The sequence below is a fragment of the Petrimonas mucosa genome, from assembly GCF_900095795.1.
GTDB classification, from domain to species: domain Bacteria; phylum Bacteroidota; class Bacteroidia; order Bacteroidales; family Dysgonomonadaceae; genus Petrimonas; species Petrimonas mucosa.
In genome coordinates, this window is sequence record NZ_LT608328.1 from 2,909,179 (window position 1) to 2,921,785 (window position 12,607).

Below are 12,607 nucleotides of genomic sequence, written 5' to 3' on the forward strand. Positions count from 1 at the left end.
AAGGTGAAGTATTAGCCCTTATTGGTCTTGTGACGGGTAATTGATCATCCATTGGATGCCGAAGCAATCCTTCAGGCTGCCGAAATAGTCGCCCCAAAACTGATCAGCCATGGGCATCTCCACCTCACCCCCTTCAGACAGGGCTTCAAAAAGGCGGTCAGCCTCCTCCCGACTTTCGGGGAAGATACTGATGTAGTTATTATTGCCCACAACAAAGGGTTGGCCGGGATAGGTATCTGAACCCATCAGCAGATCGTCACCAACGGGCAATGCCACGTGCATCACCCTGTTTTCAGCTCCTGCCGGAATTTCCATATCGGGGATATCCTTCATTTTAAAAATCTCCCCCCGGAATTCACCACCAAAAACAGATCTGTAAAAAAGGAAAGCCTCTTCGCATGTACCGTCAAAATTGAGATAGGGATTTAATTTAGCCATGTTCTTTAATTTTTTTAATTGTTCAACTTCAGTTACACTCATCGCCCATACAGATACCACTCTACAAGGTATCCTCCATATCATCTTTTTGTCCCTGGCTGGTTAGAAGTCCCCTTGAAGCGAATGATCCGGCGGAGCAATTCCGGGGGATCGGCTTATCATAAGACAGCTGGGTGGAACCATTGCCAGTTTTGTAACCGGAAAACCTTCCTTGAACGACAGGTTGGCTTCGGGTGTGGTATAAAATTTCAATAATATTTCTCTACGCCACCATGTCCTCTAATTTTTCTGTTTTGGCCACTCTTTGCAAGAAAATTCCGCAGCCGCTTTTCAAATTCCCCGGGACGGTTACGCGCATCTTGAATATAGGCGATCCTAATTCGTTTGTAGGATTCGGAAAAATTCTGAAAGTTCCTCCAGGTCACCTCATCCTGTTGCAAAGCAGTAACGATATCCGGAGGGTAGACAAATGGCTCCGAAAGGACATCCCGAACTCGTTCAACGATCTCCGGGTGTAACAGATTATTTGCGGCCAACCACCGTAACCGCTCTCTGTTGGGCTGAGAGTAACTGCTTGTAGGCTTGCGGGGAGAAAAGCGCTGCGCGGTATGTCCGGCATCTACCCTCTTCCGGATACTGTCGATCCATCCGAAGCATAAAGCCTCCTCTACCGCATCATTATAGAGAATACCGGCTTTCCCGGTCGATTTTGCCGGAAAAACGAGCCAGGCTTCCTTCTCGCTGCGGAAATTCTGCTCGAGCCACTGTCGCCATTCAAGACGAGTATAGATATGGAGTAACGTCTTCATCTCCCGCCCCTCACTCTCTTCTCCGTCTCCCCTATTGCCTTTAATGCAGCGCCGATTGCCTTCTCTGATGTATCATACAGGAATTGGTAGCCGGCATCCTGAATCTTTCTGGACGAGATTCTGCTCCCTCCCAAAATTATCGATGCAGCTTCGCCCATCACCAGTCGCACTAAAAAGGCCGGGAGATTCGGCATGAAAAACGGACGTCGCATCACTTTGGCCAAAGTGTGCATGAAATCTGCATTGCTGATGAATTCCGGTGAAACGGCATTGTATACGCCTTTCATCCCGGAATCCTCGATGGCCTTCAGGTAGATATGGCAAAGATCTTCAATATGTATCCACGAGAGATATTGCCTGCCGCTCCCGATGGGTGCTCCCAGGCCGAAACGGGTAGGAAGCACCATCTTTCTGAATGCTTCGCTGTTTTTTGAGATCACAAATCCCGTACGCAACACAACTGTCCGGATATTGAGCTCCGCCTGGAAACTGAATGCGGCCTGTTCCCATTTGCGGCAGGTTCGGCTCAGAAAATCACCATGAGCAGCACCACTATCCTCCGTGTAGAGATCCTGACTTATGTCCGATCCATAATAACCGATTGCCGAGGCCGAGATAAAAAGATCCGGTTTTTTCTCTAACCCCTTCACGGTATCGAGCAGCAGTTGTGCCGTTTGAACACGGCTCTCCACTATATCCTGCTTCTTCTGTCTTGTCCAGGAGTCATCTCCGATACCCGATCCCGCCAGATGGATGATAATATCTGCCTGCTCCACCGCCTCGATCTCAATTTCGTTCCGCTGATAATTCCACCTGTATCGCGGAATTTCGGCTTTAAGAAATCGTTCACGGCTCAGCCAGATTACCCTGTACCCCTTTTCGACAAGCAGTCGCGACAGTTTCCGCCCAATCAGGCCCGATCCTCCGGTAATTAAGACTGTTTTCATCGCAGCAACACTTTTATTATAAACAAAAAAGACGGCCGTTGGTTGCCGTCTTTATCTATAGTTTCAGGGTAATTCCATGGGAACATCAATCACCAGCACTTCAGAGTCTTCAAGCACCTCCAGTGTAAAACCTCCGGTATCCCAGATTCCATAACCGTCGCGCCGGTCCAATATCTGGAGACCAACTTTCGCCCTGCCGCTGATAACAAAAAGATATACTCCGTTACCGGTTTTTTTCATCTCATACGTTTTAACAGTTCCCTTATCAAAATCGGCGAGGTGGAACCAGGCATCCTGATGAATCCAGACACCCTCATCTTCAGGATTGGGCGAAACGATCTGTTGAAAATCGTTACGTCGGGTAAAATCGGCAATGCGTACCTGACCGTATCGGGGCGTGCCTCCCTTCTCCCTCGGGAATACCCAGATCTGCAGGAATTTTACCGGCTGATCGGGATCAGCATTAAACTCACTGTGTGTAATACCACTCCCTGCCGACATCACCTGCACATCTCCCCTGCGGATAATGCTGCCGTTTCCCATACTGTCACGGTGTTGGAGTGCACCCTCAAGCGGCAATGAAATAATCTCCATGTCGCTGTGCGGATGTGTGCCAAACCCCTCGCCTCCCTTCACGCAGTCATCGTTGATCACGCGCAAAGCGCCAAAATGCATCCTCTCCCGGTTGTAATAATTGGCAAAACTGAATGTATGGCTGCTCCTGAGCCATCCATGGTCGGCAAAGCCGCGACTCTCCGCAGGGTGGTAAACTGTTTTCATTCTGTTTATCTTCTGCTGCCGCTCAAGGCAATCATGATGTAATAGAGAAGGGTCGCCAGTGAACTCAAGGCGGCCACGACATAGGTATATCCCGCCCAACGTAAAGCATCGGTGGCTTGCGTGTGATTGCCAACATCGGTAATGCCGGCACTGCTCAACCAGCGTAGCGCCCTGGCAGTCGCATTTTTCTCAACTGGAAGCGTCACGAAACTGAATAGGGTTGTCATGGCAAACAGTGCGATCCCCACCCACAACAAAGCCGGAAAGGTCGATACCGTAATGATTCCGATCAGCAATATCCATGTAACCCAGCGTGAGGAGGCACTGACAACAGGCACCAAGGCCGAACGCATCTTCAAGGGGAGATATCCTTTGGCATGCTGCAGTGCGTGTCCTGTCTCGTGGGCAGCCACTGCAGCTGCAGCCACACTGTTGCTGTTGTATACCGGTTCACTCAGATTGATGGTCTTGTTGACGGGATTATAGTGATCGGTCAACTGACCGCGTACCGAAATGACCTGAACATCGTAAATACCGTTGTCGTGAAGCATCTTTTCTGCAACCTCCCGTCCTGTCATTCCGTTCCTTAAGGGAATTCTCGAATATTTTTTAAATCGGCTCTGCAGCATCGCCTGTACGGCAAATCCTGCAATCGCAATTATTATCATTAGAATCCAAACTGCACTCATGTTATCCTCAATTAATTATCTTTTCCTTAAACGTCAAACTGTTCATAATTGTTTTGTCTATTCTTTCCCTCATCTCTACCGACCTATCTGATAATTGTCTGCGCCCGGTTAGGTCCCACTGAAACAATGGCAATCGGTACACCCAGCTCCTCCTCCAGAAACGAGAGATAAGCATTGAACTCTTCCGGAAATTCATCTTCAGATTGCACGTTGGTCATGTCGGTCTTCCAACCCGGCAATTCTGCGTAGACCGGTTCAATCTTTCCAGTAATGTCAAAAGGCAGATCCTCGGTCTCCTCCCCGTCAACATTGTATGCCACGCACACCTTAATGGTCTCGAAACTGTCCAGCACATCACTTTTCATCATCACCAGCCGGGTCACCCCATTGAGCATCACCGTATAGCGAAGTGCCACCAGATCGATCCATCCGCATCGGCGGGGACGTCCGGTAACCGAACCATATTCACGGCCCAGATCCCGCATTTGCTGTCCCGTCTCATCGAACAGCTCCGTGGGAAAAGGACCACTACCCACGCGGGTACAGTAGGCCTTGAAGATACCATACACCTCTCCGATCTTTTGCGGGGCAATGCCCAGTCCGGTACAGGCTCCGGCACAAACGGTACTGGATGATGTCACAAATGGATAGGAGCCAAAATCGATGTCGAGCATCGATCCCTGCGCACCCTCGGCAAGCACCCTCTTCTCCGACGCAAGTGACTTATTGAGGAAGTGCTCCGAATCGATCACCCGGAATGACTTTAACTTTTCTACTCCGGCAAACCATTCGCTTTCAACCTTTTCCAAATCATATTCAAAATTGTATTGAGCCAGCATCTCGATATGTCTTGCCGTAGCTTTTTTGTATTTCTCCTCGAAATTGTCGAACAGGTCTCCCACCCTCAAGCCGTTCCTGCTCACCTTATCGGTGTAGGTGGGACCAATTCCCTTACCCGTGGTACCGATTTTCGAGTCGCCTTTTGCCTTTTCCATCGCTTCATCCAACAACCTGTGGGTTGGAAGAATCAGGTGTGCCTTCCTGGAAATAAATAGCCGGTCGGTAAGCGGGTGCCCCGATGCCTCCAACGCCTCAATCTCCGCCTTGAAGAGTGCCGGGTCCAATACAACTCCATTGCCGATAATGTTGACTTTTCCGGGTTGAAAAATTCCCGACGGAATTGATCTCAGTATATATTTCTGATTCTCAAATTCCAATGTATGTCCGGCGTTCGGTCCGCCTTGAAAACGGGCCACAATATCGTAGTTGGGCGTCAACACATCTACCACTTTACCTTTCCCTTCATCGCCCCACTGAAGGCCTAAAATTACATCTACATTCATTTTTCTTCAATTAGAACCAAGTGTATGGTTTATTATTTCGTCTCCTTTTTCAACTTTTTCAACGCCACCTTCCTGGCATGGCTGCACTTGCTGCAAATCCCATAGATATACATGCTGTAATAACTCACGGTAAACTTCTTTATCTTTCGTTGCTGTGCCGGTGTAAAGAGGTTCCCGTTCTTGGATTCCCATACCTCACCACAACTGGTACAGATGATATGATCATGATTCTCGTTGCCGTAAGCACGTTCGTACTTCGAGATGTTTCCTCCGAACTGGTGCTTCACAACCAGGCCGCAATCGAGCAGCAGTTCGATGGTATTGTAAAGCGTTGCCCGGCTGACACGGAAATTTACATCTACCATCGACTTGTAGAGAGAATCCATGTCGAAATGTCCTTTCGTATTGTATATATGATCGAGTATGGCAAACCTTTCCGGAGTCTTACGATGCTTATGATCAGAGAGATACTGCATGAACTCGTCTTTAACCTGCTTCCTCAGCTTTTGACTACCATCCATAGTACAAAAATATTTATTTTTCAATCGCTTGAAGTTATTTATTTGATATTTTTATCAAAATATGCATTTCAGTTCACTTCTCCAATTCGGAATGAACGAAAAATGCCGGATAACAGACATCACTCTCATTATGATATGAGTCTGAAACCGTTACAAAGTAGTAATACCCTTTTTCATCTACCACTGCCGGGTACTCGTAAAAAGGGTTTCTCACTCCTGTAGCGAGGATATTTCCGGCCATGTTCACGTCGAGAACAGCCGATTCGCTTCTATAGATGTTGTAGGTGACCCGCTCCTCTCGATTGTCGGTCTTCCAGCTCAATTGAAGCTTACCGTTCACACTTTCTGCCATCAGATCGTACGGAGCACCTGGCACTTCGTCCGAAAGCCACCTCATCGGCGGAAGTTTTGCAGGATTCCGGTAGTAGTGTTTAAGTGTGTCGAGAATCCCCTTGGTGTTCGACAACAGGTTATCGGTTCTGAAGTATGCCTGACCGGCCGTTTCGTGTCTTCTTGTGTAATCAATCTGATCCAGGATATCCTGCCGGCTCCAGTTCCGTTCCACCATCTGATAGGCTCCCAGTCCCGGGACAATGATACGGCTGTTTCCGTTATCGAGCCAATCGTCCACAAATGGATAGAAAAGGTGCTCCTTGTAATACATCATCGGGTAGATGGCATCGTGCTTGCCTGACTTCAACCAGAGTGCGGCATCCTGATAAACCGTCTCCAGAGCTGTCCATCCAACCCCGACGTTGCCCAGCGCCCTGTACCGTCCCAACGGTGCACTGCTCACCTGTACCCACTTTTTTTCACTTTTCACCAGGTCATACGCGCTGGTCACAAACCTGGTGATGTTATCCCTGCGCCATTGTTGCAACGTTTTCCCATCACCGTAAAGCCTATGCATACCTGTATCGGGAAACCGTCCCCGGTTATCGGGATACCTGATATAGTCGAAATGGATTCCGTCTACATCATATCTCGAAACTATCTCCTTGACCATGGAGAGGAGATAGTCATCGGTTCTCGGGTTACCCGGATCTAGAAACCATTCTCCGCGATGCTTTTTGGTGATGGAGGGATCTTTTTTCGTGACCGACCGGGCGCCCAGGCTTCTGACATGCTTATCCATTCCCAACGGATAGGTCACCATCCATGCATGCAGCTCCATACCGCGCTTATGACACTCCTCGATGGCAAAAGCGAGGGGATCGAATTTCGGCTCTCCCACTTTTGAAGAGACAATTATCGAGGCCATCGGTTCGATTTCAGAATCATAGAACACTTCACCCCGCGCCCGAACCTGAAACAGCACCGTATTGAAATTGAGTTTTTGCAGGCTGTCGAGAATAGCGATCAACTCACTTTTCTGCATCTCCTGACTGACCCTGTTCTTTGGCCAGTCGAGCCCGTAATTTGTTGTCAACCAAACAGCCCTGACCTCCACTGCAGGGGGAGTGGCAGAAAAAATTCCCATCGCAACTGTCTGAAAAACGATGAGAAGCAGGCACATTCTATTCATTAATTATAATCGTTCTAAACTTGGCAACACAAATTTAAAACAAAAAGAGTGCTCCACCACACATTTTTCGTATGTTAACATTTAAACCCGCGCATCCGATCAACAGCGTGCAGCTGATCTGCATTACCTGAAGCAATGCGAACAGACACAGCATCAAAGCGAAAGCAACCGACACCGGCAAAGGGTGCTTCTCCTTTTTTACAAAACTTTATCGCAATATTATTGCGAAACTTAATAATTAATCCTACTTTTGCGTAGAGAAACTGTTTGCGAAAAAAACAAATTAACAATAAGACCTATGAATCCACTGCTTTTTAATTTAAACGGATGGGAAATACCCATTATCATTTTGGTTGTCCTGATTCTTTTTGGTGGAAAGAAAATTCCTGAATTCATGAAAGGGCTTGGTAAAGGGATCAATAGCTTCAAGAGAGGACTGAATGAAATCGAAGAGGAGATCAAAGCCGATCCTACTGACAAGACAACAACGAACAATCAGTAATCTCTTTTCCATTTAGTATAAAACCGTATGCTCTCGGGATTAATCCACAAAACAGGGTGGATTAATCCCGAGATTAAATTGTAATCTGTTGGCTGCATGAAAGAGAAAGAAATGTCCTTTTGGGACCATCTCGAGGAGTTTCGCTGGACATTGATACGGATTATCATTGCCGTTTTTGTCTTGGCTATTGCGGGATTCATTCTTGTTCCCAAGATTTTCGACTCGATAATTCTTGCTCCCAGCTCTTCCGACTTTGTCACATACCGTTTTCTGGAGAACGCCAGCCAGTTCATTCCGTTCCTTCCCGATTTTTCGGCCGACGCTTTCAATGTGGAGATGTTGAATATCAACATGACCACACAGTTCATGACCTATATCTCAACCTCATTGGCTTTGGCAGTGCTGTTGGCCATCCCCTATATCCTCTATGAGTTATGGCGCTTCATCAGCCCTGCTCTCTACGAGAACGAGACTAAAGGGGTCAAGATGGCTTTCGGATTTGGCGGAGTCATGTTTGTAATCGGTTGCCTGGTAGGTTATTTCATGGTATTTCCGCTGATCTTCAGGTTTCTGATCACCTTTGAGCTGAGTGAGACCATCAAGAATACCATCTCGCTCGACTCCTACATGAATAATTTCTACACCCTTATCCTCATTATGGGAGTAGTCTTTGAACTGCCGCTGGTCTTCTGGCTATTATCGAACCTGGGACTGATCTACCGCTCATTTTTCAAGTCCTACCGCAGACATGCGGTTGTAGGGTCAATGGTCCTGGCAGCCATTATCACTCCCTCTGGCGATCCTTTCTCGCTTATCGTGGTTACCATTCCCCTCTACATGTTATGGGAAATCAGCGCTTTCGTGGTCAAGAAAGATCCTCCTGAAGAGGAGGAAGAGACAAATCTGCCTGCCGTGGCCGACTAGTTGCTACCGCGGTTGATGACCACCTTCCCGAACGGTGAGAATGCCAGTCTCATCAACTTGAAATGCTGGTTTCCGAAAGGAATGCCAATGATGGTGACATAGAAGAGTACCCCAAATAACAGGTGTGTAAGCACTATGGGGAGACCACCGATAAAAAACCAGATGATATTCATGATCAGCGAGAGGCATCCCGAAGCGGCATCACTTTGCACCGCTCTCTTGTTGAACGGCAGGAGCGCCATCTCCGCCAATTTCAACGATTGCAGACCGAAGGGAATACCGATTATCGTAATCATCAGACCAATACTGGCAACAACATATTCGATGGCAATAAATATGCCACCGAATATTATCCAGATCACATTCCCCAGCGTTCTCATCTTACGGCAATCGCTTCAATTTCCACCATGCAATTTCTGGGGAGCCCTTTGGCCGCAATGGCAGATCGGGCAGGAAACGCCCCGTCGAACTGTTGAGCATATACCTCGTTCATTTCGGAAAAGAGCGACATGTCACCCAAAAACACGGTCGTTTTTACAATGTTTGCCGTTGTAAGTCCCGCCTCTTCCAGGATTGCCCGGATGTTTCTGAAACATTGTGTCGCCTGCTCCTTCACTCCCCCCGTAACCAGCTCTCCTGTCAGTGGGTCAATGGGGAGCTGACCGGAGATGAACACCATTCCATTAGCCTCAATCGCCTGGCTATAGGGGCCGATAGCCGCAGGAGCATTCTGGGTTGAAATCACTATCTTCATATGGTTTGAGTTTAATTAATTCCGTTGTCGTACTGCTTCGTAAATCATCACGCCGGCCGCCACCGAAACATTGAGCGACTGGATGGTTCCAAACTGGGGAATCTTTACCAGTTCATCGCACACGCGCAGGATTTCGGGTGAAACGCCCTCATCCTCCGAACCCATCAAGATGGCTACAGGTACCGACATATCGGTTCCGGTATAGTTCCTTGCCGCTTTTTCCGATGCAGCCACCACCTTTATTCCGCTGTTTCTCAAAAAAACGACAGCCTCCTTCAGGTTGTTTTCCCTGCATACCGGAATAGAGTGCAATGCTCCGGCTGACGTCTTTATGGCGTCACCGTTTACCGATACGCTCCCCCGTGCCGGGATCACTATGGCATCCACCCCCGCCACCTCGCATGTACGGGCAATGGCACCGAAGTTTCTCACATCGGTAATGCCGTCGAGCACTATTATAAGCGGGGTTTTCCCTTGCTCATACAAAAACGGCACGATCTGATCCAGCTTCTGATAGGTAACCGCCGAGGTAAAGGCCACAACCCCCTGATGGTTTTTGCGGGTGATCCTGTCAATTCTTTCAAGCGGCACCTTCTGCATCGGGATCTCGTAACGGCGCAACACTTCCTGCAGTTCCTTAAAAAGTTCGCCCGACAGTTCGCGCTTTACCAGCACCTTATCGATATCTTTCCCGGCTTCTGCCGCTTCTATCACGGCACGGATGCCAAAAATCATCTCCTTTTCTTTCATTCTTTTATAAGTATCAGCGTAAGCTTTTTATTTATCTACTGGCTTCCCAACATCACCCGGGCATTTTCAACCGCCTGATCCGTAACCTCGGCCCCACTCAGCATCCTGGCAATCTCCATCACCCTTTCGTCAGGGGTCAACAGGCTCATCCGGGTGAGCGTTGTTTCGTCGCGATCCTCCTTGTAGACAGTGTAATGCTTCGTTCCCTTTGCTGCAATCTGTGGCAGATGGGTAATGGCAATAACTTGCATGTCGTGTGCCATATCCTGCATGATCGACCCCATCTTGTCGGCAATCTCTCCCGAAGTTCCGGTATCAATCTCATCGAAAATAACCGTCGGGAGGGCAGTTGCGCCTGCTATCATCGACTTCAGGCAAAGCATCAAACGGGAGATTTCTCCACCTGATGCAACCTGGGCAACAGGCATCAACGGACTGTTTTTATTGGCCGAAAAGAGAAAGTTGACAGAATCTTTTCCAGTCATGTCGGGATTGCTCTTTGAGGTTACCTCGATCCTGAATCTTGCATTGGGCATTCCCAGATAGATCAGTTTTTCTGTCAGCAGCTTCTCAACCGGCTGGAGAGCCGATCCTCTTTTTTTACTCAGGATCTCCGCTCTCTGCAGCATCGCTTGCTGCTTTTCAGACATCTCTTTTTCCAGCAGGTCCAGATGTTCGTCCAACGATTGGATTCCCTTCAGCCTGTTCTCCAACTGCTCCTGAATCTCCAGCAACTTCTCAACCGAGCTTGCCGAATGTCTTTTCTGCAAATCGTAAATCAGACTCAACCGCTCCTCCACCAACTGTTGTCTCCCGGCATTGTACTCAATCCCGTCAAAGTATCTCTCTGCCTCGATCCGAACCTCTTTCAGTTCGATATATGCCGACTCCACCCGTTGCCCCAACTCGGAAGCAACCGGGAAAACGCGCTGTATTCCCTTCAATCTATCGGCGATCGTTTTCAGTCTCTGTTCAACGGAATCACCTTCGCCCGAGAGTGAGTCTGTAACGGCAAAAAGTGACGATTTGATCTCTTCGGCATGAGTAATGGTTTCCAGTTCTGCCTCCAACCTCTCCTGCTCCCCGGCTTGCAGTTTTGCGCCGGCCAAATTGTCGAACTGGAACTGGAGATAATCGGCCTCCTCCCTGTTTTTCCTCGATTGTTCCTGCAGATCGATCAACTCTTTCCGGCAGGCTTCATACTCCTGGAAGGCTCTCCGGAACAGCTCTCTCTCCTCTTTTGAGTCTGCAAGGATATCCAATGCGTTCAATTGATAGAGGTTGTCGTTCAACGACAGGTTCTGGTGTTGCGAATGAACATCTATCAACCTGTCGCCCAACTCTTTCAAATCATTCAAATAGACGGGCGAATCGTTTACGAATGCCCGCGATTTGCCGTTTGTCCAGATCTCGCGTCGCAAGATACATTCATCGGGATCATACTCCCACTCCCGTTCATCAAAAAACTGTTGCAGATCGTACCTGGAAAGATCGAAAATACCCTCGATGGTGCATTTTTGCTCATTTTGCTTGATAAACCGACTATCTGCACGTTGTCCCAAAATCAGCGACAGGGCACCCAGGATAATCGATTTTCCGGCCCCGGTTTCACCGGTAATTACCGAGAAGCCTTTGTCAAAATCGATCTGGAGCGAATCTATCAACGCGTAATTCTCTATTGCTAGCGATTTCAGCATATTCTTCCTAACGGTTTGTTCGTAGTAATCTTTCCCAGACAGGACGTTGCGCCGGATAAGTCTCCTGCAGCATGTCGCATGCCGCCAGCTTTTCCTGTTGTGGCATTCCGGCAAGCACATCCACCAGTTCATCCAACTTGGCGGTACCGAAAAGCGAAACCGGAAGTATGCCTGAACGGCGTTTATGGAGCGAGGCGATTACAGACAGCGAAGTTACAACTTTTTGACGACCTTTTTCACTATTTATCGCTATTTCATCCAAACCTTCACGGTGATAACCATACCACATCGTGCGGTAATCCTCAAATGCGGGATCATTAAAGAGAGCAGCAATGGCATACCTGTTCCGTCCCCGATCATCCATATCCCATCCGCTCCAGTGGTTGAACTGAACATTATTGGCAATAGCCATCATCTGTCGGAAAGATGCGGATCCTCCCAATGGGGTCATCGAGTCGGAATGAAGTCCAATAATCAGGTTGGCATAAAAGGCGATGGTCGCAACCAGGTTGCTGGTGATATGGTCGGGATTGAACTCCAGCGGCTGGAAATCGGTATAATCGAACAGCAAAGAGGATTCGCGATAATTCAGCAGTGTTGTTTTACGGGTTGTTCCGGCAACAGGCCGTCTGGCCTGGACCAGCAGCTCGCACTTGAATGACGAGGGAGATGGCATCTCGTGAATGAGCAGGGTAAAGGAGCAGTCGATCTTCTCATCCGCAGCACCCTGCTCCTCCATCCATTTCCGTTCATTGATGAAGCTTCCCAGCTGCTGCTCGAGCCTATCGAACAGTTGACGGTCTCCCCCTATCCGGGAGCTGTTGACGGTAACAGCGGCATTGAGTTCCTGTGCGACCGGGCAACCGATATTGCAGCAACAGAAAATGAGTAGTAGAAGGATCTGTCTCATATTCAACATTCTATAATT

General features: G+C 48.4%; 15 protein-coding genes. 2 read left to right on the plus strand and 13 right to left on the minus strand.

The genetic code is table 11. The features are described 5' to 3' along the window. Window positions 1-18 precede the first annotated feature (18 nt). The 8 genes from ING2E5A_RS11565 to ING2E5A_RS11600 form a co-directional block, all read right to left on the minus strand. Window positions 19-438, minus strand: coding sequence for a VOC family protein (locus ING2E5A_RS11565; RefSeq protein WP_071138346.1), 420 nt, complete (start codon window positions 436-438; stop codon window positions 19-21). Between the two features lie 248 nt (window positions 439-686). Continuing rightward, window positions 687-1,247 carry a YdeI/OmpD-associated family protein gene (locus ING2E5A_RS11570; RefSeq protein WP_071137528.1) on the minus strand — a complete coding sequence of 187 codons (561 nt, stop codon included), beginning with the start codon at window positions 1,245-1,247 and terminating at the stop codon, window positions 687-689. After that, window positions 1,244-2,194, minus strand: a complete 951-nt coding sequence (locus ING2E5A_RS11575; protein ID WP_071137529.1) for a TIGR01777 family oxidoreductase — start codon at window positions 2,192-2,194, stop codon at window positions 1,244-1,246. The genes ING2E5A_RS11570 and ING2E5A_RS11575 overlap by 4 nt, the downstream gene beginning before the upstream one ends. A gap of 63 nt (window positions 2,195-2,257) precedes the next feature. Further along, a complete protein-coding gene (locus ING2E5A_RS11580) occupies window positions 2,258-2,974 on the minus strand; it encodes a pirin family protein (RefSeq protein WP_071137530.1) in 717 nt (238 codons plus the stop codon). A gap of 5 nt (window positions 2,975-2,979) precedes the next feature. Further along, on the minus strand, window positions 2,980-3,663 hold the full coding sequence (locus tag ING2E5A_RS11585) for a zinc metallopeptidase (protein ID WP_071137531.1): 684 nt from the start codon (window positions 3,661-3,663) through the stop codon (window positions 2,980-2,982). 83 nt (window positions 3,664-3,746) lie between these two features. Beyond that, on the minus strand, window positions 3,747-5,006 hold the full coding sequence (locus tag ING2E5A_RS11590) for an adenylosuccinate synthase (protein WP_071137532.1): 1,260 nt from the start codon (window positions 5,004-5,006) through the stop codon (window positions 3,747-3,749). 32 nt (window positions 5,007-5,038) lie between these two features. Next, window positions 5,039-5,527: a Fur family transcriptional regulator gene (locus tag ING2E5A_RS11595; RefSeq protein ID WP_071137533.1), complete on the minus strand. Its 489-nt coding sequence runs from the start codon at window positions 5,525-5,527 to the stop codon at window positions 5,039-5,041. Window positions 5,528-5,600: 73 nt separating this feature from the next. Then, window positions 5,601-7,052: a glycoside hydrolase family 10 protein gene (locus ING2E5A_RS11600; RefSeq protein ID WP_071137534.1), complete on the minus strand. Its 1,452-nt coding sequence runs from the start codon at window positions 7,050-7,052 to the stop codon at window positions 5,601-5,603. Between the two features lie 298 nt (window positions 7,053-7,350). On the opposite strand from ING2E5A_RS11600, the gene ING2E5A_RS11605 reads away from it, so the two are divergent. After that, window positions 7,351-7,554, plus strand: coding sequence for a Sec-independent protein translocase subunit TatA/TatB (locus ING2E5A_RS11605; protein WP_071137535.1), 204 nt, complete (start codon window positions 7,351-7,353; stop codon window positions 7,552-7,554). A gap of 96 nt (window positions 7,555-7,650) precedes the next feature. Next, window positions 7,651-8,478 (plus strand): twin-arginine translocase subunit TatC, encoded by an 828-nt coding sequence (tatC, locus tag ING2E5A_RS11610; RefSeq protein WP_071137536.1) that lies wholly within the window; start codon window positions 7,651-7,653, stop codon window positions 8,476-8,478. Here tatC and ING2E5A_RS11615 read toward each other — a convergent pair. The 5 genes from ING2E5A_RS11615 to porD are packed head-to-tail and all read right to left on the minus strand — an operon-like array spanning window position 8,475 to window position 12,589. Continuing rightward, window positions 8,475-8,858, minus strand: coding sequence for a YccF domain-containing protein (locus ING2E5A_RS11615; RefSeq protein ID WP_071137537.1), 384 nt, complete (start codon window positions 8,856-8,858; stop codon window positions 8,475-8,477). The genes tatC and ING2E5A_RS11615 overlap by 4 nt on opposite strands. Beyond that, entirely contained in the window at window positions 8,855-9,232 is a 378-nt protein-coding gene (locus ING2E5A_RS11620) for a RidA family protein (RefSeq protein ID WP_071137538.1), read from the minus strand. The genes ING2E5A_RS11615 and ING2E5A_RS11620 overlap by 4 nt, the downstream gene beginning before the upstream one ends. 15 nt (window positions 9,233-9,247) lie before the next feature. Continuing rightward, a complete protein-coding gene (gene rlmB / locus ING2E5A_RS11625; protein WP_071137539.1) occupies window positions 9,248-9,982 on the minus strand; it encodes a 23S rRNA (guanosine(2251)-2'-O)-methyltransferase RlmB in 735 nt (244 codons plus the stop codon). A gap of 35 nt (window positions 9,983-10,017) precedes the next feature. Next, the gene (gene recN, locus ING2E5A_RS11630; RefSeq protein WP_071137540.1) at window positions 10,018-11,679 is read right to left on the minus strand and encodes a DNA repair protein RecN; all 1,662 of its coding nucleotides are present in this window, start codon (window positions 11,677-11,679) and stop codon (window positions 10,018-10,020) included. Window positions 11,680-11,686: 7 nt separating this feature from the next. Continuing rightward, on the minus strand, window positions 11,687-12,589 hold the full coding sequence (gene porD, locus ING2E5A_RS11635; RefSeq protein WP_161942015.1) for a type IX secretion system protein PorD: 903 nt from the start codon (window positions 12,587-12,589) through the stop codon (window positions 11,687-11,689). Window positions 12,590-12,607: the final 18 nt, after the last annotated feature.

Excerpts from the sequence above, each read along its gene's own strand:
- ING2E5A_RS11565 (WP_071138346.1), bottom strand. The coding sequence starts at position 438 with ATGGCTAAATTAAATCCCTATCTCAATTTTGACGGTACATGCGAAGAG.
- ING2E5A_RS11570 (WP_071137528.1), bottom strand. The coding sequence starts at position 1,247 with ATGAAGACGTTACTCCATATCTATACTCGTCTTGAATGGCGACAGTGG.
- ING2E5A_RS11575 (WP_071137529.1), bottom strand. The coding sequence starts at position 2,194 with ATGAAAACAGTCTTAATTACCGGAGGATCGGGCCTGATTGGGCGGAAA.
- ING2E5A_RS11580 (WP_071137530.1), bottom strand. The coding sequence starts at position 2,974 with ATGAAAACAGTTTACCACCCTGCGGAGAGTCGCGGCTTTGCCGACCAT.
- ING2E5A_RS11585 (WP_071137531.1), bottom strand. The coding sequence starts at position 3,663 with ATGAGTGCAGTTTGGATTCTAATGATAATAATTGCGATTGCAGGATTT.
- ING2E5A_RS11590 (WP_071137532.1), bottom strand. The coding sequence starts at position 5,006 with ATGAATGTAGATGTAATTTTAGGCCTTCAGTGGGGCGATGAAGGGAAA.
- ING2E5A_RS11595 (WP_071137533.1), bottom strand. The coding sequence starts at position 5,527 with ATGGATGGTAGTCAAAAGCTGAGGAAGCAGGTTAAAGACGAGTTCATG.
- ING2E5A_RS11600 (WP_071137534.1), bottom strand. The coding sequence starts at position 7,052 with ATGAATAGAATGTGCCTGCTTCTCATCGTTTTTCAGACAGTTGCGATG.
- ING2E5A_RS11605 (WP_071137535.1), top strand. The coding sequence starts at position 7,351 with ATGAATCCACTGCTTTTTAATTTAAACGGATGGGAAATACCCATTATC.
- tatC (WP_071137536.1), top strand. The coding sequence starts at position 7,651 with ATGAAAGAGAAAGAAATGTCCTTTTGGGACCATCTCGAGGAGTTTCGC.
- ING2E5A_RS11615 (WP_071137537.1), bottom strand. The coding sequence starts at position 8,858 with ATGAGAACGCTGGGGAATGTGATCTGGATAATATTCGGTGGCATATTT.
- ING2E5A_RS11620 (WP_071137538.1), bottom strand. The coding sequence starts at position 9,232 with ATGAAGATAGTGATTTCAACCCAGAATGCTCCTGCGGCTATCGGCCCC.
- rlmB (WP_071137539.1), bottom strand. The coding sequence starts at position 9,982 with ATGAAAGAAAAGGAGATGATTTTTGGCATCCGTGCCGTGATAGAAGCG.
- recN (WP_071137540.1), bottom strand. The coding sequence starts at position 11,679 with ATGCTGAAATCGCTAGCAATAGAGAATTACGCGTTGATAGATTCGCTC.
- porD (WP_161942015.1), bottom strand. The coding sequence starts at position 12,589 with ATGAGACAGATCCTTCTACTACTCATTTTCTGTTGCTGCAATATCGGT.